20 protein-coding genes are annotated in these 19,869 nt (G+C 66.7%); 6 read left to right on the top strand and 14 right to left on the bottom strand.

Features of this window, described 5'->3' with window-relative positions; all coding sequences use genetic code 11:
* Positions 1–9 precede the first annotated feature (9 nt).
* Entirely contained in the window at positions 10–813 is an 804-nt protein-coding gene (hisN, locus tag ACR652_RS20590) for a histidinol-phosphatase (protein WP_434508342.1), read from the top strand.
* A gap of 16 nt (positions 814–829) precedes the next feature.
* Here hisN and ACR652_RS20585 read toward each other — a convergent pair whose 3' ends face one another.
* The 7 genes from ACR652_RS20585 to ACR652_RS20555 form a co-directional block, all read right to left on the bottom strand.
* Positions 830–1,771 (bottom strand): alpha/beta fold hydrolase, encoded by a 942-nt coding sequence (locus ACR652_RS20585; protein WP_434508341.1) that lies wholly within the window; start codon positions 1,769–1,771, stop codon positions 830–832.
* A 77-nt stretch (positions 1,772–1,848) separates the two neighbouring features.
* Positions 1,849–2,430: a TlpA family protein disulfide reductase gene (locus ACR652_RS20580; protein ID WP_434508340.1), complete on the bottom strand. Its 582-nt coding sequence runs from the start codon at positions 2,428–2,430 to the stop codon at positions 1,849–1,851.
* Between the two features lie 115 nt (positions 2,431–2,545).
* Positions 2,546–5,011, bottom strand: coding sequence for a TonB-dependent receptor (locus ACR652_RS20575; protein ID WP_434508339.1), 2,466 nt, complete (start codon positions 5,009–5,011; stop codon positions 2,546–2,548).
* A gap of 79 nt (positions 5,012–5,090) precedes the next feature.
* Positions 5,091–5,501: a hypothetical protein gene (locus tag ACR652_RS20570; RefSeq protein WP_434508338.1), complete on the bottom strand. Its 411-nt coding sequence runs from the start codon at positions 5,499–5,501 to the stop codon at positions 5,091–5,093.
* A gap of 160 nt (positions 5,502–5,661) precedes the next feature.
* The gene (locus ACR652_RS20565) at positions 5,662–7,167 is read right to left on the bottom strand and encodes a replicative DNA helicase (protein ID WP_434508337.1); all 1,506 of its coding nucleotides are present in this window, start codon (positions 7,165–7,167) and stop codon (positions 5,662–5,664) included.
* A gap of 315 nt (positions 7,168–7,482) precedes the next feature.
* Complete coding sequence (gene rplI / locus ACR652_RS20560) at positions 7,483–8,046, bottom strand: 50S ribosomal protein L9 (RefSeq protein WP_434508336.1); 564 nt, start codon at positions 8,044–8,046, stop codon at positions 7,483–7,485.
* Positions 8,047–8,097: 51 nt separating this feature from the next.
* Complete coding sequence (locus ACR652_RS20555; RefSeq protein WP_434508335.1) at positions 8,098–9,093, bottom strand: DUF2232 domain-containing protein; 996 nt, start codon at positions 9,091–9,093, stop codon at positions 8,098–8,100.
* Between the two features lie 286 nt (positions 9,094–9,379).
* Here ACR652_RS20555 and ACR652_RS20550 point away from each other — a divergent pair, with 286 nt between their 5' ends.
* Positions 9,380–9,745, top strand: coding sequence for a copper resistance CopC family protein (locus tag ACR652_RS20550; protein WP_434508334.1), 366 nt, complete (start codon positions 9,380–9,382; stop codon positions 9,743–9,745).
* Positions 9,746–9,747: 2 nt separating this feature from the next.
* On the opposite strand, the gene ACR652_RS20545 is transcribed toward ACR652_RS20550, so the two are convergent.
* Both ACR652_RS20545 and ACR652_RS20540 read right to left on the bottom strand, forming a co-directional pair.
* Positions 9,748–12,318 (bottom strand): ABC transporter permease, encoded by a 2,571-nt coding sequence (locus ACR652_RS20545; protein WP_434508333.1) that lies wholly within the window; start codon positions 12,316–12,318, stop codon positions 9,748–9,750.
* Positions 12,315–12,995 carry an ABC transporter ATP-binding protein gene (locus tag ACR652_RS20540; RefSeq protein ID WP_434508332.1) on the bottom strand — a complete coding sequence of 227 codons (681 nt, stop codon included), beginning with the start codon at positions 12,993–12,995 and terminating at the stop codon, positions 12,315–12,317. The genes ACR652_RS20545 and ACR652_RS20540 overlap by 4 nt, the downstream gene beginning before the upstream one ends.
* 13 nt (positions 12,996–13,008) lie before the next feature.
* Between ACR652_RS20540 and ACR652_RS20535 the strand changes: the two genes are divergently transcribed.
* Both ACR652_RS20535 and thpR read left to right on the top strand, forming a co-directional pair.
* Entirely contained in the window at positions 13,009–13,710 is a 702-nt protein-coding gene (locus tag ACR652_RS20535; protein WP_434508331.1) for an arylesterase, read from the top strand.
* A 26-nt stretch (positions 13,711–13,736) separates the two neighbouring features.
* A complete protein-coding gene (thpR, locus tag ACR652_RS20530; RefSeq protein ID WP_434508330.1) occupies positions 13,737–14,306 on the top strand; it encodes an RNA 2',3'-cyclic phosphodiesterase in 570 nt (189 codons plus the stop codon).
* Positions 14,307–14,322: 16 nt separating this feature from the next.
* Here the strand turns inward: thpR and ACR652_RS20525 are convergent, their stop codons facing one another.
* The 4 genes from ACR652_RS20525 to ftsE form a co-directional block, all read right to left on the bottom strand.
* A complete protein-coding gene (locus tag ACR652_RS20525) occupies positions 14,323–15,126 on the bottom strand; it encodes a lysophospholipid acyltransferase family protein (protein ID WP_434508329.1) in 804 nt (267 codons plus the stop codon).
* A gap of 75 nt (positions 15,127–15,201) precedes the next feature.
* Entirely contained in the window at positions 15,202–15,957 is a 756-nt protein-coding gene (locus ACR652_RS20520; RefSeq protein ID WP_434508328.1) for a YdcF family protein, read from the bottom strand.
* Positions 15,958–15,982: 25 nt separating this feature from the next.
* Positions 15,983–16,960 carry a cell division protein FtsX gene (locus ACR652_RS20515; protein ID WP_434508327.1) on the bottom strand — a complete coding sequence of 326 codons (978 nt, stop codon included), beginning with the start codon at positions 16,958–16,960 and terminating at the stop codon, positions 15,983–15,985.
* A 5-nt stretch (positions 16,961–16,965) separates the two neighbouring features.
* The gene (gene ftsE / locus ACR652_RS20510) at positions 16,966–17,628 is read right to left on the bottom strand and encodes a cell division ATP-binding protein FtsE (protein ID WP_434508326.1); all 663 of its coding nucleotides are present in this window, start codon (positions 17,626–17,628) and stop codon (positions 16,966–16,968) included.
* 144 nt (positions 17,629–17,772) lie between these two features.
* Here ftsE and ACR652_RS20505 point away from each other — a divergent pair, with 144 nt between their 5' ends.
* Positions 17,773–18,420, top strand: a complete 648-nt coding sequence (locus ACR652_RS20505) for a hypothetical protein (RefSeq protein WP_434508325.1) — start codon at positions 17,773–17,775, stop codon at positions 18,418–18,420.
* An 82-nt stretch (positions 18,421–18,502) separates the two neighbouring features.
* A complete protein-coding gene (locus tag ACR652_RS20500; RefSeq protein WP_434508324.1) occupies positions 18,503–19,192 on the top strand; it encodes a ceramidase domain-containing protein in 690 nt (229 codons plus the stop codon).
* Here the strand turns inward: ACR652_RS20500 and ACR652_RS20495 are convergent.
* Complete coding sequence (locus ACR652_RS20495; RefSeq protein WP_434508323.1) at positions 19,147–19,860, bottom strand: CPBP family intramembrane glutamic endopeptidase; 714 nt, start codon at positions 19,858–19,860, stop codon at positions 19,147–19,149. The two genes, ACR652_RS20500 and ACR652_RS20495, sit on opposite strands and share 46 nt — an antisense overlap.
* Between the last annotated feature and the right edge of the window lie 9 nt (positions 19,861–19,869).

Genomic DNA, 19,869 nt, shown 5'->3' with positions numbered 1-19,869 from the left:
GGAGCAGGAATGACCGTCGTCGATTTCGAGAAATTCGTCGAAGACCTCGCGGAAGTGTCGGGCGACGCCATCATGCCCTTTTTCCGCACCGCCATCGCCGCGGACGACAAGGCCCATGGCGGCGCCTTTGATCCGGTGACGGAGGCCGACCGCGCCGCCGAGCTCGCCATGCGGCGACTCATCGAGCGGACCTTCCCCAACCACGGAATCATCGGCGAGGAGTTCGCCGCGCGTGGAGAGGACGCCGAATATGTCTGGGTGCTCGATCCCATCGACGGCACCAAGAGCTTCATTTCCGGCTTCCCGACCTGGGGCACGCTGATCGGTCTCTCGCATCACGGCCGCCCCTGTTACGGGCTGATGCATCAGCCGTTCACCCGCGAGCGGTTCCACGGCGACGGCGAGGCCGCGTTCTGGCGCGGCCCGGCTCGCCACGTCCGGGGCAAGGAGGAGCGGCGCAGGCTCGTCGTGCGGCCGTGTCCGCAGATCGGGCAGGCGACGCTGATGACCACCTCACCCTTGCTGATCGAAGAGGGATTGCGCGAGAAGTTCCATCGCGTGGAAGAGCAGGTGCGGCTCTCACGCTACGGCGGCGACTGCTACGCCTATTGCGCGCTGGCCGCCGGCCATGTCGATCTCGTTATCGAGGCCGGAGTGAAAAAATACGACATTTTCCCGCTGATCCCGATCATCGAGGGCGCGGGGGGCGTGGTGACGACCTGGGAGGGAGGTAACGCCTCCGAGGGCGGCGCCGTGATCGCCGCGGGCGACCGCGCGCTGCATGAGGCGGCGATGCGGATTCTCGCTGGATAATGGCGGCCGCCTTGCGCTAGCCCCGGCTCCCGGGAATGAAGGCGTCGAAGGCGCACCAGAATTGGGCGCGGCATTCGTCGCGCTCCATCAGCAGTTCATGTTCCGCCCCCGGCACATGGATCAGCGCGCCATTGTTGAGGTTCTGGGCGAAGCGCTCGATGGCGGCGTTGGAGACGATGCGGTCGCGCCCGACCGTGAAGCCCAGAATCGGCGTGCGGATCTGGCGCGCATATTCCGGCGCCTCGAAACGCTTCATGAGACGGAACGCCGCGTTGACCCAGCCGATCGTCGGATCGCCGATCACCAGATCCGGCGCCGCCGTGATGATGCGGGCGTTGCGCGCGAAGCGCACGGGATCGGTCGTCAACTTGTTGCCCTGGAACGGTCCTTCGAGAAAGGAGCGCCCCTTGCCGAAGGGAATGAAGCGGCCGCCAAGGCCCAGCATGTCCAGCGTATCGGCAAGCCAGCGCGCCCCGCGCGGGAAGCGGAGATTGTAAAGGTCGATCATAGGCGCGACCAGCGCCATCCGCTCGAAGGGCGGGCGGGTCTCATGGGCGAGGTCGAGCATGATGGCCGCGCCCATGGAATGGGCGAGGGCAAACCAGGGCTGCGGCCTCGGCGCCAGTACTTCGGCAAAAAAAACGTCGAGATCGCGCAGATATTGCGAGAAATCGTCGATGTGGCCCTTGCGCGGGTCGTCGAGCTCGCGCTCCGACCCCGCCTGGCCGCGCCAGTCGAGCGTCACGACGTCGAAGCCGCGCCCGCGCAGCTCTTCGATGGTCTCGAAATATTTCTCGATGAATTCATTGTGGCCCTGAAACAGCGCGACCGTGCCGCGCGGGCTCGAAGGGCAGGGGAATGTCGCGGCGCGCAGCGTGCGGCCGTCCAGCGTCCGCAACCGATGGAGGACGGCGCCAGCGGGGATGGGATTGTCCGGCGTCGCGACCAGTGCCCGCATATCGTCTCCGTGGCGCTCGAATCTCTGAAGGCGCGCAGGATAGAGCATTTTCGCGCAGGGCCGAACTGACTCCGCCGTCAGCGGCCGCAGAAGGCGGCGAGGCGGTCAGGCTCGGTAAAGTCCATCTTGCCCGCGACGATGGCCTCGACCGCGCCGGAGGCGTCGATGAAATAATGCATCGGCGTCACCACGCCGCCCTCGACGGTCTCGCCATAGAAGGCGCGCGCCGCTTTCGCCTTTGCCACGTCGTCGCGCGACGATCCGCCCACATGGTAGAACTTCCACGGCAGGCCGAAGCTTTTGAATTTGGCGAGATCCTTTGGATAATCCCCGGCGCGCGCCGAGACGAAGACGATGTTCCACTGTCGCGGACAGGCTTTGGCGATGGCCTTGTAGCCGGAGACCTCGCCGAGGCAGTTCGGGCACCAATGCGCCCAGAGCGAAACCAGCGTCGGCTTGCCGCTCCCCATCAGCGCGTTGAGATCGAGCGGCGCGCCTTTCTCATCGACAAGCTCGACCTCGCGCAGCGAGGCTTTCATGTCCGCTTCCGTCACCTTGCGCTCCACCTGCATGCCGATGATGTCCGCAAACGCCGGCGCGGGCGGGACGACGAGGAGAAGCGTGAGAAGAACGCGGCGGGCGAGGTCTCGTTGTTCCATGGGCGCAAAAATCCGGTGGTGAGCGGGAGCCCCGATCCTAACGCAACGACGCCGTGTCGGGGAGAAAAGCGCGCGGCGAAGGGCGACGCGCTCGCGCCGCCCTTGTTCTCGATCATCAGAATTTCACCGTCATGCCGGCGACGAAGTTGCGGCCGATGCCCGGCACGGGTCCGTAGTTCAGGGGATTGTTCGTGACCCTGGCGAGGGTGAAGTAGCTGCCGCCGAGCGGCGGGAAATAGAGCTGGTCGAACAGATTCTCCAGCGCCAGATCGACGCGGATATTGCCCCATTCGTAAGCGGTGCGCAGATTGACCAGCGCATAGCCGCCGGTCATCAGCTCATTGCGCGCCAGGGAGACATGCGTCTTGTTGTCGACAAGCTGCACTTCCACGGCGCTGGACCAGCCGCCCAGACGATGCTCGATCGCGCCGCGCGCGTTGAGCGGCATGATGTGATAGAGACCGTCCGTCGTGCGGAAGTTGCGCGCGAGAATGTAGCAACTGAAGCCGGACATGCCGCAGGTCGTGTAATTGGGCATGTTGAAGTCCTGCCCGAAAGCGTAGTTCACGTTTCCGGTGGCGAAGAACTGGCCATAGTCCGGCGTTTCCCAGAGCTTGACCCGGCCCGACACGTCCACGCCGTAGATTTCCGCGCGGTGATTGAAGAACTGCATCCCGACGAAGGGAATGCCCGCGACGCCGCTGATATTCGTCCAGCGCTCCGCGTTGATGAAGTTTTCGATGTAGCTGTAGTAGGGGTTGACCCGCGCTTCCCAGTTTCCTTGCGGATCCCGCCACTCACCGGTGACGCCGAAGGTGTGCGCGACTTCCGGCTTGAGATTGATATTGCCGACATAGCCGTTGAGATCGCCGAACCAGTTGTTCATGGCCATGGCCATCGAGCTCACGCCCCAGGCATAGCGTTCGTAGAGATTGGGCGAGCGCGTCTTGCGCGAATAACCAAATTCATAGGTGCTGGCCTCATCCGGCTGGTAGCGCGCCTTGGCGACCATGTCGAAATTCACGTCGGTGCGGCCGTTGTATTGCGCGTTGAACATATTGGCGGCGACGGCGTCGGGGTTGTTCATGCCCATCATCATCATGCGCATGCCGCCCATGCCGCCGCTCATTCCACCGCCCATGCCGCCGCCCATGCCGCCGCCGCCCATGCTCATGCCCGGCATCGGAATTGGGTTGCGCCAGTCATAGGGCGCGACGGCGCCGGTGTTCATCCAGACGGTGTCGTTGCGCACGCCGAACAGCGTCGACCAGCGGGGCGACCAGGCGGCCTCCCATTCCGCGTAATGGCCGAGGCGATTGCGCTGGCCGTTGTTGATGTTCCAGTAGGTGAGCGGTCCCATCATCATGGAATTGGGGACCGGCTCCCACCAGTCGTTCAGATGAAAGCCGTGATACTCGCTGCCGAGCCGCAGGACGTCATGGCCGGAAATCTGGGTGAAGGGAATTTCCGTCTTGATCGCGTAGCCGTAGTCCTTGCCGATTGTGTTCATCGGCATGTTGGCGGGCTGCTTGTCCTGCAGGAAGCCCATCGTGTGGGAGACGTAATGATAGAAGGCGCGGGCGTCGACCGTGCCCCACTCATAGGCGCCGAGATATTTGGCGTCGGCCGTATAGGCGCGATTGCCGGTCATATCCATGCGCTGGTTGGGAAAGCCCTGATAGGGGATGTTCTCGATCGCGCCGCGCAGCGAGAACAGATGACCGTTGTTCTGATAGGCCGCGGTGACCGAATGCTGCTCGGAGATGAAATTCGTCGACAGAACCTTCTGATCGCCGCCGCCGGCATGATAGTCGGTCGCGCGCGACCAGGCGCCATTATAGAGCACGCTCCAATGCTCGGTCGCGACATTGGCCGTGCCGGAGACGGTGACGCCATTGTTGTTGGTGCGGAAGAAAGCGGAGATCGCGCCGGTCGCGAGAACCTGCTTGTCCGCCCCGAAGCGCAGGCCCTGGCCGTTGAAAGGCAGAAAGGGCGGATAGGGCGAGCCCAGCAGGAACGGCCCGGTCGGCGCGACGACCACGGCCGGCGCATTGGCGGGTGGCGCGAAGGCGGGCTGGCGCGGGGTCACGAGGATCGAGCCGCCGATCGAGTCGCCGCCCTTGCTGACCGGCATCACGCCGGACTGCACCTCGATCCTGTCGACATTGTTCGGGTCGATATAGGAGAGCGGCGGGTTCATGTGGTTGGCGCAGGCCGAGGTCGGCTCGACGCCGCCGATCATGATCTTCAGCCGGTCGTCGGCCATCCCGTGAATCGCCGGCAGGCGCGACACGCCGCCATTCTCGTACCAGCTCACGCCCGGCGTCCGTTCGAGCAGCTTCACGGTGTCCGCGCTCGCCGGACGCTCCGCGACGATTTGCTTCCTGTCGACGATGGTCGCGTCGGCGGACGGCTCCTGTTGCACAGGGGCGGCGGTCGGATTGGGCGCGCCCGTTGACGAGGCGCGGCGGGTGGCGGCGATGCGAATGTCGGGCAGGGGCGTTTGCGCCTGGGCGGCGCCAAGCAAAGCGAGGGCGATCGCGCCGGCGGAAACGCCGCGCGTCAGGTGGTGACGTGACATGACAAAATTCTCCCGATCCGCCAGTGACGGCGGTTAAGCGTTCGCGCGGGGGCCGCGCGTCAGAGTGAAGGCTTTTGGATCAGGAGAAGACAGGCGGCGCCCGCGCCGGATGCGCGGCGCGCCAGCGCACGACAGGAGTCGAGGCGGCGTCGGGCGTTGAGGCGATGGTCGCCGGATAGACGGTCGGCCGGGGATGTCCCGGCGCCCGCGCCTCGATCGCCGAAGCAAAAGCGCAGACAAGACAGGCCGCGCAATCGTGATGGGCGTCGGTCGCCGGAGCGGGCGCATGCGCGCTCGTCGATGGTTGGGCGGAGGGCGTTTCGCAAATCTGGCCGAGGAAGGCGAACGCCGATCCCGGACCCTGAGTCAGCGCAAGGGCCTGCGCTGCAATCAGCAGCGCCATCGCCAGCGCGCGCGCATGGGCGCCCCAGCCGGCAAAGCGCCGGCGGCGCCCCATCGCGCCGAAAATATGGCCTCCAAACAACCGCATGGCCAAATCTAGACGCCGTGAGGCGATTCCCGAAAGAGACCAACTCACAATATCAATGAATTGTAATTCGTGTGTCTTTTGCGCAACTTAGTTTGATATTCAGCAATGATTGGAACGCGCGTCCGGCGCCGTCTTCGCGGCGCGCGTTCCGGTTTGGCGATCAGATCGGCGACGGCAGTTTGTCCTCTTCGGCGAGATTGGAGAAGCGCGTCACCTCCGCCTCGAAGGCGAGGGCGACCGTGCCCGTCGGACCGTGGCGCTGCTTGCCGATGATGGCCTCGGCGCGGCCATGCGCGCGCTCCATCTCGGCCATCCAGTTGATGTGCTCTTCCGTGCCTTCGCGCGGTTCCTTGTTCTTCAGGTAATATTCTTCGCGATAGACGAAGAGCACCACGTCGGCGTCCTGCTCGATGGAGCCGGATTCGCGCAGGTCGGAGAGCTGCGGCCGCTTGTCGTCGCGCGATTCCACCTGACGCGAGAGCTGCGAGAGCGCGATCACCGGGACGTTGAGCTCCTTGGCCAGCGCCTTCAGGCCCGTGGTGATCTCGGTGAGTTCCTGCACGCGATTGTCGCCCCGCGACTTGGAGCCGGCGAGAAGCTGGAGATAGTCGACCACCAGCAGATCGAGCCCCTTCTGCCGCTTGAGGCGCCGCGCGCGGGCCACGAGCTGCGCGATGGAGATGCCGCCGCTCTGGTCGATGTAGAAGGGGATGCTCTGCATCTCGCGCGACGCCTGCACGATGCGCTCGAAATCGTCCTGATTGAGATCGCCGCGACGGATCTTGTAGCTCGGCACGCCGGACTGTTCGGCGATCACGCGGGTCGCCAATTGTTCGGCGGACATTTCGAGCGAGAAGAAGCCGACAATGCCGCCATTGATCGTCTTGTGCGCGCCGTCCGGTTCGACCTCGAATTGATAGGCCTTGGCGATGTTGAAGGCGATGTTGGTGGCGAGCGCCGTCTTGCCCATGCCGGGACGGCCCGCGACGATGATGAGATCCGACTTCTGCAAGCCGCCCATCTTCTCGTCGAGATCGACGAGCCCAGTCGCGACGCCGGAGAGATGGCCGTCGCGCATATAGGCGCTCGACGCCATGTCGATGGCGATGGTGAGCGCGTCCGAGAAACGCTGGAATCCGCCTTCGTAACGGCCCGTTTCGGCAATGGCGTAAAGCTTGCGCTCGGCTTCCTCGATCTGCGCGCGCGGGCTGGCGTCGACGGGAGAATCGAAGGCCGTATTGACGATGTCTTCGCCGATGCTGATCAGTTCGCGTCGCGTCGCCAGATCGTGAACGATGCGGCCATAGTCTTCCGCATTGATGATGGTCGTCGCTTCGGCCGCGAGGCGCGCGAGATAGGCCTGAATCGTCACGCCCGCCGGCAGCTCGATGTCGGCCAGAAAGGTCTTCATCGTGACGACGGTAGCGAGCTTGCCGGCCCGGACGAGCTGGCTGAGCGTCTCATAGATGCGCCGGTGCAGCTCTTCGGAGAAGTGCTCGGCGCGGAGAAAGTCGGAAACGCGGTCGAAGGCGTCGTTGTTAATGAGAATGGCGCCGAGCAACGCCTGTTCGGCCTCGATATTGTGTGGGGGCGTGCGATAGGCGGGCGTGTCGCTCTGCGCGACCTGAAAGACGCGCCGCTCCGCCAATTGTTCGATTGGAGGCATCGGTTCTCGTTACGAGTGAATGAAACGGTCCGGGGCTTTCTAACGCGACGCGGAAGCCGCCCGGAGCCAATGACATTCGCATGAAGAGACACGGCGCGCCAGAGGCGAGCGACCCCGGCGGTCAGGGCGGCAGGGTTGCGAGTCTTTTCCACAGCCACGGCAAAGATTCGCCGTCGGCCGCGTGAAACTGCTTGCCTGAGACAGAATCGCCGGGGCCTTGGCGAGACTGCCGGAATGAGGAGCGCGCAGGCAAAACAAAAAGCCTCCCGCAGCGAGACGCCGCGGGAGGCTTTTTCAATCCGTCGCTTGTGGCTCTTAGAGCTCCACGTCGCCGGCCTCGGCCAGCGCGGCGCCCACTTCCAGGCCGAGATCGTCCATCGACGTCTCCTCGCGGGCGAGAACCGACTCGCCGCGCGCCTGACGCTCGGCTTCTTCCTCGGAACGGGCGACGTTGACCGTGATCTTGACGTCGACTTCGGCGTGCAGATGCACCGGGACCGGGTGCAGGCCCAGCGCCTTGATCGGATGGGTCAGCACGATCTGGTTGCGGTTGAGCGAGAAGCCGCCGGCCGTCGCGGCCTCGGCGATGTCGCGCGTGGCGACCGAGCCGTAGAGATGGCCGCTCTCGCCCGCCTGGCGGATGATCACGAAGGTCTGGCCCTCGAGCTTCTCGGCGACGCCCTCGGCCTCCTTCTTGGCCTCGAGGTTGCGGGCCTCGATCTGGGCGCGCTGCGACTCGAAGTGCTTCTTGTTGGACTCGGTCGCGCGCAGCGCCTTGCCGCGGGCCAGGAGGAAATTGCGGGCGTAGCCGTCGCGCACCTTGACCGTTTCGCCCATCTGGCCGAGCTTGGCCACGCGTTCGAGCAGAATGACTTCCATTTTTCTTTTTCTCCGAGAGTTGGCGCCTTTGTCAGGAAAATCCGGCCAAAGTCAATCCGACTCCGCCGTTTTTTGCGGCTGATCAGGCGCCGCGGCCGACCTGCGGTCGCGATAGTTGAAGACTGTGTCGGCGCCGCCGAGCACGGCGAGAGGCACGATCGGCCAACCCAGAAGGCCGAGCATGAAATAGAGGATCGACAGCACCAGCGCGCTGGAGCGCGATCCGCGCACCCAGACATGGACGACCGCGAGGCCCTGAAGCATCAGCAGCATGCCCATGGTCGCCACGAGCACCAGCCCGATCGCGCCCGACGTCCCGCCAAACAGCGACAGGGCGACGCCGGACAGGAACAGACCGGCGACGGAGCGGGGCAGGCGGTAGTCCATGGCGATGTCCGGCCACTCTTTCGTCAGCAGGCCGGAGGCCCGGGCGATGAAGGCCCCGAGCCAGATATTCGCGATATGGATGAGGGCGGCGTAGCCGGCCAGAAAGGCGGGCACGGAGCGGGCGATGACGCCGGACAGCTCGGTCGGATTGGCGCCTTCCGGCAGTTCCTTGTCCCGCATCATGGCGTCGAGAATGAGGAAGGCGCGGGCGCGGATCGGGTTGAGGGCCTCGTCGAGGGAGCCGAAACTCACCGTCGCGACGACGAGCCAGAGAATGACGACGGCCGCCAGCGCCCCCGCAGCGGCCAGGCAGGCGGCGCTCGACACGTTGCGGGTGATGAAATCGCGCCCCTGGCGCGGCGCGCCCGAGGCGACATAGGCGGCCAGCCAGGCCGGCCCCGCCACGAGCAGGGCGTAGCCCATTCCGATGACCGGATGCACGGCGAACGATAGCACGATGGTCGCCGCCAGCGCGGCCGTCGCGCCATGGACGACGCCGAATCCGAGGGCGACGATCAGCAGGGGCAGGGGGGCGAGATGGGCGAAGATCAGGCCGCCGAAGCCGCCGCGCACGACGACGGCGCCGATGGCCGCCGCGGCGATGCCGCCGAGGACGGAAATGCCGATATTCTGGGGCGTGAAGACGCTCTTCTCGGGCACGACGATCAGCTTCCGGTCGGTTTCGCGGCCTGCCGGCGCAACCGCGCGGTCAAGCCAAAAAGCGCCGAAACGGCCTTTCGGCCGTCGGCGCGTGATGGGCTTCTACTCCGAAAGCCGCCTCGAGGGCAAGGGCGGCGCGCCTGCGGCGGGCCGCGCCATCGCCCCCGCCTCTTTTGGGCGCCTTGAAAAATAAGCCCCTCCCCACGAACGGCGCCCCTCCCGGGGCGTTTCAGACGCGAGACTTGCCCTGGGTTCCCGCGAACCGGGGCCGCACAGGAGACACAAGATGAAACCCGTTCTGACGGGCGCCCTTGCAGCGCTCGCCCTGGCGGCCTGCGCCCTTCCGGCCCTGGCCCACACCCAGCTCGTCGACTCCTACCCGGCCAACCGGCAGCTCGTGCTGAAGCCGTTGCACGCCATCAAGCTGGTCTTTTCGGGCAAGGCCGACGCGCTCTATTCGATCATCAAGCTCAAGGACAGCAAGGGCGAGGTCGTCGCCGAGACGACCCAGAAACATGCCTCCAAGGAGCTGATCCTTCAGACCCCCTCGCTCATGCCGGGCGATTACCACATCGTCTATCGGGTGCTCTCCATCGACGGCGACGTCATCGAGGGGAAGCTTGATTTCTCCGTGCACGGCCTGGAGGCGTAGGGTCACAGCTCCCGCAGTTCCGGCCCCGGAGGACGCGACAGCACGCGCCACGTGCCTGCAAGGCCCAGTCCGATGGTGATGGCGATCGTCGCCAGGACCGTCGCGGCGACCGCGCTGGGCGGGAAGACGAAGTCCACCTTCATCAGCAGCGTCGCCATGGCGTAAGCAGCCCCGCTTCCCGCCGCCTGGGCGATCGTCGAGGCCACTGCGGCGACGATGCCGAATTCCAGGGCATAGGCGGCCGCGAGCCAGCGCCGCGTGGCGCCGAGCGTCTTCAGCACCACCGCGTCGTGCAGACGCGCGCGTTGGCCGCTGGCCACGGCGCTGGCGAGCGCGAGAATGGCTGTGACGATCGCCAGACCCGCCGCGGCGCGGGCGGCGAAGGCCAGTTGCCCGGCGATCTTGTCGATGGCCGCCAGGGCTTCCTTCACCCGCACCGAGACAATCATGGGGAACCGCTTCGCCGTCTCGCGCGCGAGCCTCGCGTCCATGGCGTCGCGCGCGGCGACGCTCGGCGCGCCATAGGCGATGGTGAAAAGCTCCATGTAAGGCGCTTTGGCGAAGGTGTTGGGCGAGAAGACCATCACGAAATTGATCGCGTAGCTGCGCCAGTCGACCTTGCGGAGGCTCGCGACCTTCGCCACGGTCTCGCGGCCGAGCACATTGACCCTGATCTCGTCGCCAAGCGACAGGCCGAGCCCTTCCGCGATCCGCTGCTCAAGAGAGACAAGCGGCGGCCCGTCGTACTCCGCCGGCCACCAGTCCCCCGCGACGAGTTGCGAGTTCGGTGGAACATCCGTTGAAAAGGTGATCCCGCGATCGCCGTCCAGAGCCCATTTGGCGTCGTCCGCCACGGTGATCTTCTCGACGGGGACGCCTTTCACTTCGACGATGCGGCCGCGCATCATCGGCACGTGCTCGATGCGCGCGCCGGGCGCCTGTTCGCGCAGGAACGCGTCGAAAGCCTGCGCCTGCGCCTTCGGCGCGTCCACGAAGAAGAAGTTCGGAATCTCGCCGGCGTCGGCGCGCGCGAGTTCGTTGTGGATGGCGCCTTCGACAAGCGCCAGCGCGATCAGCAGGGTCTGCGTCAGGCCGATGGAGACGAGCAGCGCGGGGGTGAGACTCTTCGGCCTTGAGATATTGGCGAGCGCCAGCCGCAGTCTTGCGTCGCGCTGCCGGGGCAGGGTGCGGGCGACGCGCATGGTCAGCCAGGCGGCGGCGCGCAGCAGGGCGAAGGCGGCGCAGGCGGCGCCGACATAATAGGCTCCCAGCCTGATGTCCGGCGAGGACAGCATCACCAGCGCCGCAAGCGCGATCGCCGCCAGCGCCGCGCCGGCGCGATAGCGTGTGAGCCGCATGCCGCGCGGATCGTCCCGCAACAGCGCGGCGACCGGCGTTTCATGCGCGCGGCCGAGCGGCGTGAGCGAGAAGATCAGCGTGACCAGCAGGCCATAGAGCGCGCCGAACAACGCGCCGCGCGCGTCGAGCGTCGCGGAGACCGGCAGTTCGGCGACCTGCTTCAACGTCTCGGCCGCCGCCCAGGGGATCAGCGCGCCAACGGCGAGCCCGAGAAGGATGGCGAAAGCCGCCGCCGCCATCACCTGCGCCAGCGCGATGGAGAACACGCGCGAGCCCGTCGCGCCCAGCGCCTTCAGCACGGCGAACTGCATCCGCTTGCGTTCGACGAACGCCTGCACGGCATTGGCGACGCCGGCGCCGCCCGCGACGAGCGCGGTGAGCGCGACCAACGTCAGCAACTGGGTGAAGCGTTCGAGGTTGCGGGAGAACTGCGGAGACACCGCGTCGCGCGTGCGCGCGTCCCAACCCGCCTGCGGAAAGGCCGTCGCGGCCGCCTTGACGAAGCCTTTCACCTCCTCGTCGGTCATGTTTTCGTTGAGCGTCACGCGCGCCACATGGCGCACGACGGAGCCCGGAGTCACCAGCCCGGAGGCTTCGAGCGCCGCGCGCGACATCATCACCCGCGGACCAAAACCCACGCCGCCGGCGAGCTTGTCGGGTTCGCTCAGCAGCCTGGCGCGCGGCTCCACGCGCGCATTGCCGATCATCATGCGGTCGCCGAGCTTCGCGTCGAGCCGCGCGAGCAGCATCGGATCGACGACGACGCCGAAGACGCCGTCCTTTTCGGCGAGCGCATCGGCGAGCGGGAGAGCGGGATCGAGCTCCACGGTGCCGAAAGCGGGATAGGTCGAAGGCTCCACGGCCTTGATTTCCACCATGGTGGAGTCGCCGTCGTCGCGCCGCGCCATGGCGCGCATGAGCGAGATTTCCGAAAGCCGCCCGCGCGCCGCGAAATAGGCCAGCTGCTCGGGCGCGAAGTCCCGCGCGACCATACTGAAGGAGGCGTCGCCGCCGAGAATGGAGCGGCCTTCCCGCGCGAGCCCCTCGGTCAGCGCGCGGGACAGGCCCGAAACCCCCGAGATCGCCGCGACGCCGATGACGATGCAGGCGATGAAGACGCCGAAGCCGCGCCGGTCGCCGAGGAGATCGCGGAGCGCGAAGCGCAGGCCGAAGGGGAGGGCGGAAAATCTGGCGCCGAGCCGAGACGCGCTCATGACGCGTCGTCCGACTCGATGCGACCCGAACGAAGGCGCACGCGCCGGCCGCAGCGCGCGGCGAGGCCGGGATCATGGGTGACGAGCACCAGCGTCGCGCCCCGGCGCTTCTGCTGGGCGAAGATGAGGTCGATCACCGAGGCGCCGGTTTCCGAATCGAGATTGCCGGTGGGCTCGTCGGCCGCGAGGATCAGCGGGTCCGGCGCGAGCGCGCGGGCGAGCGCCACGCGCTGCTGCTCGCCGCCCGAGAGCTGGCCCGGATAATGCGACAGCCGGCCCCCGAGGCCGACCGCCGCGAGCTCCGCCTCGGCGATGGCGAAGGCGTCCGGCTTGCCGGCCAGTTCCAGCGGCACGGCCACGTTCTCCAGCGCCGTCATGGTCGGAATCAACTGGAAAGACTGAAAGACAACGCCTATTTTCTCTCCACGGAACCGCGCGAGGGCGTCTTCGGAGAGGGCGCCAAGGTCGCGTCCGTCGATGCGCACGGAGCCCGAGTCGGGACGCTCCAGGCCGGCGAGGGTCATGAGCATCGTCGATTTTCCCGAGCCGGAGGGCCCCAGCAGACTGACCGTTTCGCCCGGAGAAATGCTCAGGCTCACGCCCTTGAGAACATGTACCTTCGCGGCGCCGTCGCCCAGAGTGAGGTCGACGTCCCTGAGTTCTATGACCGGTTGCACGGAGAGAGCATCCTTGACCACTGCGCCTGATCAGACGCCTTCGATTGTCCCGCCTTATCGCCTGTTCAGCGGCTGGCTTCAAATCCTCGCCCTCGCCATGCCGCTCTTTTGGGGCGCGGGCGCGGAGGCGGCCGAAAGGCGCATCCTCGCCTTTGGCGACAGTCTGACGGCCGGCTACGGCCTGCCCGCCGCCGAGGCGCTTCCCGCGCAGCTCGAGCGCAGGCTTCGCGCGGACGGCTTCGAGGTCAAGGTCGTGAACGCCGGGGTGTCCGGCGACACGACCGGCATGGGTGTCGAGCGCCTCGACTATGCGCTGTCGGACGGGCCGGTGGACATCGCCCTCGTCGAGCTCGGGGCCAATGACATGCTGCGCGGCCTGCCGCCCCGGGAGACGCGCGCCAATCTGGAAAAGATCATCGAAACTTTTCGGTCAAAAGGCGTGAATGTCATCATTGCCGCCATGGCCTCCAGCAACAATTGGGGGCAAGCTTATCGTCAGGAATTCGATTCGATCTATCCCGACCTCGCCACCAAATTTGGAGTGACGATGGTTCCCTTCTTCATGGAAGGCGTGTGGGGCGACCCCGCGCTGCTCATCGGGGACGGCCTGCACCCCAATCCGGCGGGCGTTCGCAAGATCGTCGACAAAATCACTCCTTATGTCGAGAGAGCGCTCGCGCCTTCGGGGGCGGCGCAGGAATCCCGGGCGCGATAGTGCGCTTCTGAATCGAGGAGGAACAAATGCCTAGACTTTTCACGGCCCTGGAAGTTCCTCCCCACATCGCGGAAAGCCTCGCGCGCATGCGTGGGGGCGTGTCGGGCGCCCGCTGGATCGACGTCGAGAATTATCACATCACCATGCGCTTCATCGGGGATGTCGACGAGCGCTTCGCCCACGACGCGGCCAATGCGCTGTCCTTCATTCAGCGGCATGAGGCGACCGTGACAATCGACCAGCTCGATTCCTTCGGCGGCGGCAGGCCGCGCGCCATCTTCGCCCGCGTGCGGCCGACGCCGGCGCTTCTCGACCTGCAGGCGGAGCAGGAGCGGCTGATGCGCCGCCTCGGCGCGCCGCCCGAGGCCCGCAAATATACGCCGCATGTCACGCTGGCGCGGCTGAAGGGGTCCAATCCGGCCTCGGTCGCGGCCTATCTCGGCGCGCGGGGCTATTTCCCGCCGCTGCAATTCACGGCGGAGCGCTTCGTGCTGTTTTCCTCGAAGAATTCGGTCGGCGGCGGTCCTTATGTCGTGGAAGCGGAATATCCGCTGCTGGAAGCGCCGGCGGCGCTGACCGGGGTTGTCGGCCTGTAGGCGGAGGCGCCGCCCGTCAGGCCCTCTCCCTGCGCCGCTTGTCCCTGGCGATCGCCCGCGCCTGGCCCTCCGCCACGACGCTGGCGAGTGAGGGCTCCTGCGCGACGGCCTCGGCGATCAGCCGGTCGGAAGCGGTTTCGATCTGCGTCTGAAGCTTTTCGTAAAATTCACGCGTCGGCAGGCCCGGCTGGATCATCGGGAGAAATTCGATCACGACCTTGCCCGGGCGCACCAGAAAGGCCCGGCGCGGCCAGAACAGGCCGGCGTTGAGGGCGACAGGCAGCACGGGGACGTTTGTCGCGGCGTAGAGCTGCGCGACGCCGAACTTGTAGGAGGGTGGGGCGCCGGCGGGGCGGCGCGTCCCTTCCGGGAAGATGAAAAGCTGGCGCTTCTGGGCGAAGAGATCCTTCGCCTTGTCGATGAGCTGGGGCAGCAGCTTGCCGCCCTTGGCCCGATTGATGCCCACCTGCTCGGCGGCGAGGAGATACCAGCCGAAGAATGGAATCCAGACCAGTTCGCGCTTGAGGATGTAGCTGAAATCCGGAAAGCGGATCGGCAGGACGAAGGTGTCCCAGATCGACTGGTGCTTGCTCGCGACGATCAGGGCTCCGCCGCCCGGCGGGATGTTTTCGAGACCACGCCATTCGACCTTGAGCCCGCAGAGTTTGTCCACGAGCCACAGCGAGGTGCGGCCCCATGTCCGGCCGAGCTCCATGGAGACGCGGCGGGGCATGACGAGACCCGGCAGCCAGATCAGCATCAGCAGGATCGTATTGCACCAGAAGAGTATCTGGAAAACGAGCGAGCGCAGGAAGAGCATGGCCGGGTCCGTTGCGAGTGTCCGCGGGCGTTTTAGCCAGCCCTGCGGGCCTTCACAAGCGGAGGGCCGATCCGCTCATTCGGACGCGGTCTCGTTGCTGCGCAATGGCCCCAGATCCGGGTCGCCGTCGTTCTGCCGCAGGGTGACGCGCAGCAGCGCGCCGAGGAACTTGACATATTCGCCGCCGATCAGGCGAATCACGCCCGGATCGCTCGCCCAGTCGGCGAGATTCACATGCTCGCTGACCACCGGATAGGGATAGAGCTTCAGTTCCGGCAGCGCCGCCGAGAGTTCGACCATGGCGCGCGGCATGTGGTAGTTCGAGGTCACGACGATGAGCGAATGTGAAATCTTGTGCACCTGCGCCCATTGGCGCGTTTCGCGTGCGTTGCCGACAGTGTCCAGCGCCTCATAGCCGAGGTCGACGCAGCAGTTGAAAAGGTCGCGCGAGACCGGAAGCCGCCGCGCCAGCACGGAACTGCGGGTGGCGCGATTGACCCCGGTGATCAGCAGGCGCCGCGCCTGTCCGCGCGCGAGGAGCTCGGCCGCGTCGAGCACGCGGTCGGAGCCGCCGGTCAGCGCGACGACGCCTTCCGCCTTCACGGAGAGGTGGGGCTCGTCGCGGGCCAGCGAGAGCGCGAACCAGACGTAGCCGCTGACGAAGGCGACGCCGCACAGGGCGAGCGCGCTCGCCGCCGTGACGAGAACGGCGCGCAGCAGACCGGCCCGTGTCGCGCGCCAGCGGCGCGTCAACGCCCTCAACTTGCCCTTCCTCCCGCCGTTCTTCCCTGCGTCCGTCGAGACTCGGTTCCTGAACAGATATATGGTCACAAGGCGCCGCCCGGCGCGAGCGCCATCATCCCAGTCCCCGCAGATGGCGGAAAACGATGCGGCGCGACAGCCAGCCCGTCAGAAGCGCGACGCCGCCGGCCAGCAGCAGAATCACCACGAAGCCGCCGAGGCCGATGGAGAGGTCGCCGAACATCGCCTGCATCTGTTCGCCGCCCGCCGTCGTGCGCCAATGGCGCAGGAGCGCCTGCGCCGCCAGGAGAAAGGCCATGGCCGCGCCCCCGCCGATCAGCGCGCCGCGCAGGCCCATCGCCAGAAACCGCCGCTGGAATTCCTGCGCGATGAAGGAATCCGCCGCGCCGACGATGTGCAGAACCTCGACAATCTCGCGGTTCGTGGCCACCGCCGCGCGCGTGGCGGAGGCGACCACGACGCTCATGGCGCCGAGAATGAGGAGGAAGATCATCACCGCCGCCGAGACCACGGCGCGCGCCATGTCGCCGAGCCGGGCCATGACGATGCGATGGTCGTCGAAGGTCGCGCTCGGCACGGCTCCGGCCAGCGCCTCGCGGATTTCGGAGAGGTCCGGCTTCTCCCTGGGGTCGAGCTTCACCACGATCATGCGCGGCACGGGAAGCTGCGACAGATCGAGCCCCTGGCCCAGCCAGGGCGCCAGCAGATTCTCCGATTCCTCCTTGGAATAGATCAGCGCCTCGCGCACGCCGGGCGTTCCCTGAAGAATGTCGGCGGCGATGCGCAGATCGGATTCGATGTCGCGCCCCTGGGCCGGGCGCACCTGCACGCTGGCCTCCGTCGCGGCCTCGGCGCGCCATTCGGCGCTCGACGCGGCGACGAGCAGCGCGGCGGCGGCGGCCAGCGCCGCCAGAAAGGTCATGATGGCGATGACCATCACCAGAGAGCGCCCGGCGACCGAATCGGTGGGGACGAGCGGCGACGGCTGGGCAAGGCTGTCCTCGTCGCCGTTCCCCGGCGCCCGCAGGGCAATGACGCGCGCGACAAGGCGGCTGGCGAACTCCCAATCCATCCGTCTTACTCGAAGATATGCAGGCGGCCGTCGGCGAGCACGAGGCGCCGCGCCTCGTCGTACTGGTCCATCAGGCTCAGATCGTGAGTGGCGATAATGACGGCCGTGCCGGATTTGTGCAGTTCGACGAAGAGCCGCAGGATTCGGCGCGCGAGCGTGGGGTCGACATTGCCGGTGGGCTCATCCGCGAGAAGGAGCCTCGGCCGCGAGATCAGCGCGCGGGCGATGGAGGCGCGCTGCTTCTCGCCGCCCGACAGCACGCTCGGCGCGCAATGGCGCCGCTCGCCGAGGCCGACCCATTTGAGAAGCTCCAGAACTTCCGAGCGGTAGCTCGCCTCCTCGCGTCCGAGCACGCGCAGCGGCAGCGCCACATTCTCATAGAGCGAAAGATGCTCCAGCAGGCGGAAGTCCTGAAACACCACGCCGATCTGGCGGCGCGTCTCGGTGATGTCGTCCTTTCCGAGCGTCGCCGTGTCGCGGCCGAAGACGCTGATCAGGCCGCGCGTGGGTTTGAGGGCCATGATGATCAGGCGCATGAGCGTCGTCTTGCCGGCGCCCGAGGGGCCGGTGAGAAACTGGAAGGAGCGCGGCTCGATGCTGAACGAGACGTCCCGGAGCGTTTCCGGCCCCACGCCGTAGCGCAGGCCGACATTCTCGAAGCTCAACACCTGTCTGTCGCTCCAGATGATCGGGCCGCGCCCGGGCGCGCGGGACGGCCGGGAATCGGCTCCCGAACATAGCAGTTCACGCCTTCTTAACCATATTTGGCGTTAATTGCTTGTTATTGCATTGCAAAAATCCGGACAGCGCCGATGGACAGGATGGATGGCCCGCGACAGCCCTGGTCCCGCCGTGACGCAAGGGAAGCGGCTCCGGATTGGATGGCGGCGAACGGGAGGCCGGACATTGCCGCGGAAGCGTCGAGCGGCGCCGCGCCCGCGTCCGATGACGAGGAGATCTGGAGCCGTCCCGCGCGCGCTCCCGTCCGGCGCGATCCGCCCTCCGGCGCGCGCGACCGCTGGCCGATCGTCGCGACAATCGTGGCGATCATCATCGGCGCGACCGCGCTGATCGCCATGCGCGAGAGGATCGTGCGCATCCTGCCGCCGGCGGCGGTCGGCTATCGGGCGCTCGGCCTGCCGGTGAATCTGGCGGGTCTCGAGCTGCGCGAGGTGCGCTCCCGCATCGAGATGGACGGCGCCCGCAGGATTCTCGTCGTCGAAGGCGAGGTCGCCAATCTTCGCCGCGACACCAACCGGGTCCCGCCGCTGGCGCTGGCGGTGCGCGACTCTGGCGGGCTCCAGCGCTACGCATGGACGTCGCCGTCGCCAAAATCCCGGCTCGACGCCGGCGAGTCCATCGCCTTCCGCGCGCGCCTCGCGTCGCCGCCGGACGACGGCGTGGACGTGCTGGTCCGCTTCGCTCGCCTGGACGAGACGAAGAAGGCTTCCGCGAAGTAAAGGCGCCCTGTGCGGACGCGTTGATTGTGACAGCGCCCGCGCAGAGAGTTCCGCCCGGCGGGTCGGCGGAGGCGTTTTTCTCATGGATTGGCGCGAACCTGTGCGCGACTATTGCGAGCGGCTCGACGGCGGCTTCTGGGCCGAGCCGCTGAATGCGACCACGAACGCCGCTTTCCTGATCGCGGCCGCGGCGGCGCTGGGACTGCTCCTGCGCCGGCGCCAGAGCGACCCGGCGGCGGCCGCGCTCATCGCCGTCACGGCGTCGGTCGGCGTCGGAAGCTTCCTTTTCCACACGCTCGCCACGCGCGGGGCGATGCTCCTCGACGTGATTCCCATCGCGATTTTCATCTACGGCTATTTCCTGCTCGCGCTGCGCCGCTTCTTCGGCCTCGGCGTGGTCGATGGCGTGCTGGCGACGCTCCTCTTCGGGCTGGCGAGCTTTCTCCTCGACTCTCATGTTCGGGGTCTCAACGGCTCGGTCGCCTATCTTCCGGCGCTCGCCGCGATCGCGGGTTTTGCAACGCTGCTGTGGCGGCGGCGCCCGGAGGCGGCGCACGGGCTTGCGGCGGCAGGCGCCGTCTTTTCGATCTCGCTGGTCTTTCGCACCATGGACCGCGCCGTCTGTCCGGTGTTTTCGCCGGGCGCGCATTTCCTCTGGCATGTGCTGAACGCCTGCGTGCTCTGGCTACTCCTGCGCACGGCGATCATGGCGCACGGCGCCCCCGATCAGGCGACGCCGAGCCAGAAGGCGAGAGAGCCGACGGCCGCGTGAGAGGCGGCGATTGGCCAGATGTTCTGCGTCACGAGATAGGCGCCGGCCCAGGCCAGACCGGCGACGAACGTATTGGCGAGAAGAAGCGGATCGCCATAGGCGATGTGCATGAGCGAAAAGGTCACGGCCGAAAACAGCATGTACTTCACGCCGCTCAGCCGCAGCCGGTCGGTGATCAGCTTCGGGATGGACCTGAACACCAGCTCCTGACAGGGGCTTGAGATCATCACGTAGAAGGGCGCGAATCTGACCCAGTCGGGCTGCCGGCGCGCCGCCGGCAGGAACTGCGCCTCGACGTAGATGGCGGCGCCGATCAACACTGTGACGAGACCGCAACCGAGCCAGTGGCGCGCCACCCACGGTCCTGCGAGTCCCAGCTCCGCGCCGCGATAGCCCGCCAGAAAACAGAGGCCGATGCACAGGACGGATACCGCGATCAGGACGCCGAACCGCAGGTCGAACGGAAGCAGGCCGAGTCGGATCGCGATCCCCGGAGCCAGCAGCAGCAGGGCGAATCCGACCAGCACCGCGATGTCACGAATTCGATGCGCGCCTGTCATGCTTCCGTAATATACAGCGCCAGATCGCCGTTCCAACAGGCTTTCCGCCACTTTTCGCAGCGGGCCGCGCGCGAGACGTCCGGCGGCGGCGGCATCGAGCTTTGCCATAGTTTCGCT

Source organism: Methylocystis sp. (genome assembly GCF_051061225.1).
Lineage (GTDB): Bacteria > Pseudomonadota > Alphaproteobacteria > Rhizobiales > Beijerinckiaceae > Methylocystis.
This window is presented reverse-complemented; position numbering and strand designations above follow the sequence as displayed.

Bases quoted from the DNA above. Each gene is read 5' to 3' on its own strand.
- hisN (WP_434508342.1), top strand. From the start codon at position 10: ATGACCGTCGTCGATTTCGAGAAATTCGTCGAAGACCTCGCGGAAGTG.
- ACR652_RS20585 (WP_434508341.1), bottom strand. From the start codon at position 1,771: ATGCGGGCACTGGTCGCGACGCCGGACAATCCCATCCCCGCTGGCGCC.
- ACR652_RS20580 (WP_434508340.1), bottom strand. From the start codon at position 2,430: ATGGAACAACGAGACCTCGCCCGCCGCGTTCTTCTCACGCTTCTCCTC.
- ACR652_RS20575 (WP_434508339.1), bottom strand. From the start codon at position 5,011: ATGTCACGTCACCACCTGACGCGCGGCGTTTCCGCCGGCGCGATCGCC.
- ACR652_RS20570 (WP_434508338.1), bottom strand. From the start codon at position 5,501: ATGCGGTTGTTTGGAGGCCATATTTTCGGCGCGATGGGGCGCCGCCGG.
- ACR652_RS20565 (WP_434508337.1), bottom strand. From the start codon at position 7,167: ATGCCTCCAATCGAACAATTGGCGGAGCGGCGCGTCTTTCAGGTCGCG.
- rplI (WP_434508336.1), bottom strand. From the start codon at position 8,046: ATGGAAGTCATTCTGCTCGAACGCGTGGCCAAGCTCGGCCAGATGGGC.
- ACR652_RS20550 (WP_434508334.1), top strand. From the start codon at position 9,380: ATGAAACCCGTTCTGACGGGCGCCCTTGCAGCGCTCGCCCTGGCGGCC.
- ACR652_RS20545 (WP_434508333.1), bottom strand. From the start codon at position 12,318: ATGAGCGCGTCTCGGCTCGGCGCCAGATTTTCCGCCCTCCCCTTCGGC.
- thpR (WP_434508330.1), top strand. From the start codon at position 13,737: ATGCCTAGACTTTTCACGGCCCTGGAAGTTCCTCCCCACATCGCGGAA.
- ACR652_RS20525 (WP_434508329.1), bottom strand. From the start codon at position 15,126: ATGCTCTTCCTGCGCTCGCTCGTTTTCCAGATACTCTTCTGGTGCAAT.
- ACR652_RS20515 (WP_434508327.1), bottom strand. From the start codon at position 16,960: ATGGATTGGGAGTTCGCCAGCCGCCTTGTCGCGCGCGTCATTGCCCTG.
- ACR652_RS20505 (WP_434508325.1), top strand. From the start codon at position 17,773: ATGGACAGGATGGATGGCCCGCGACAGCCCTGGTCCCGCCGTGACGCA.
- ACR652_RS20500 (WP_434508324.1), top strand. From the start codon at position 18,503: ATGGATTGGCGCGAACCTGTGCGCGACTATTGCGAGCGGCTCGACGGC.
- ACR652_RS20495 (WP_434508323.1), bottom strand. From the start codon at position 19,860: ATGGCAAAGCTCGATGCCGCCGCCGCCGGACGTCTCGCGCGCGGCCCG.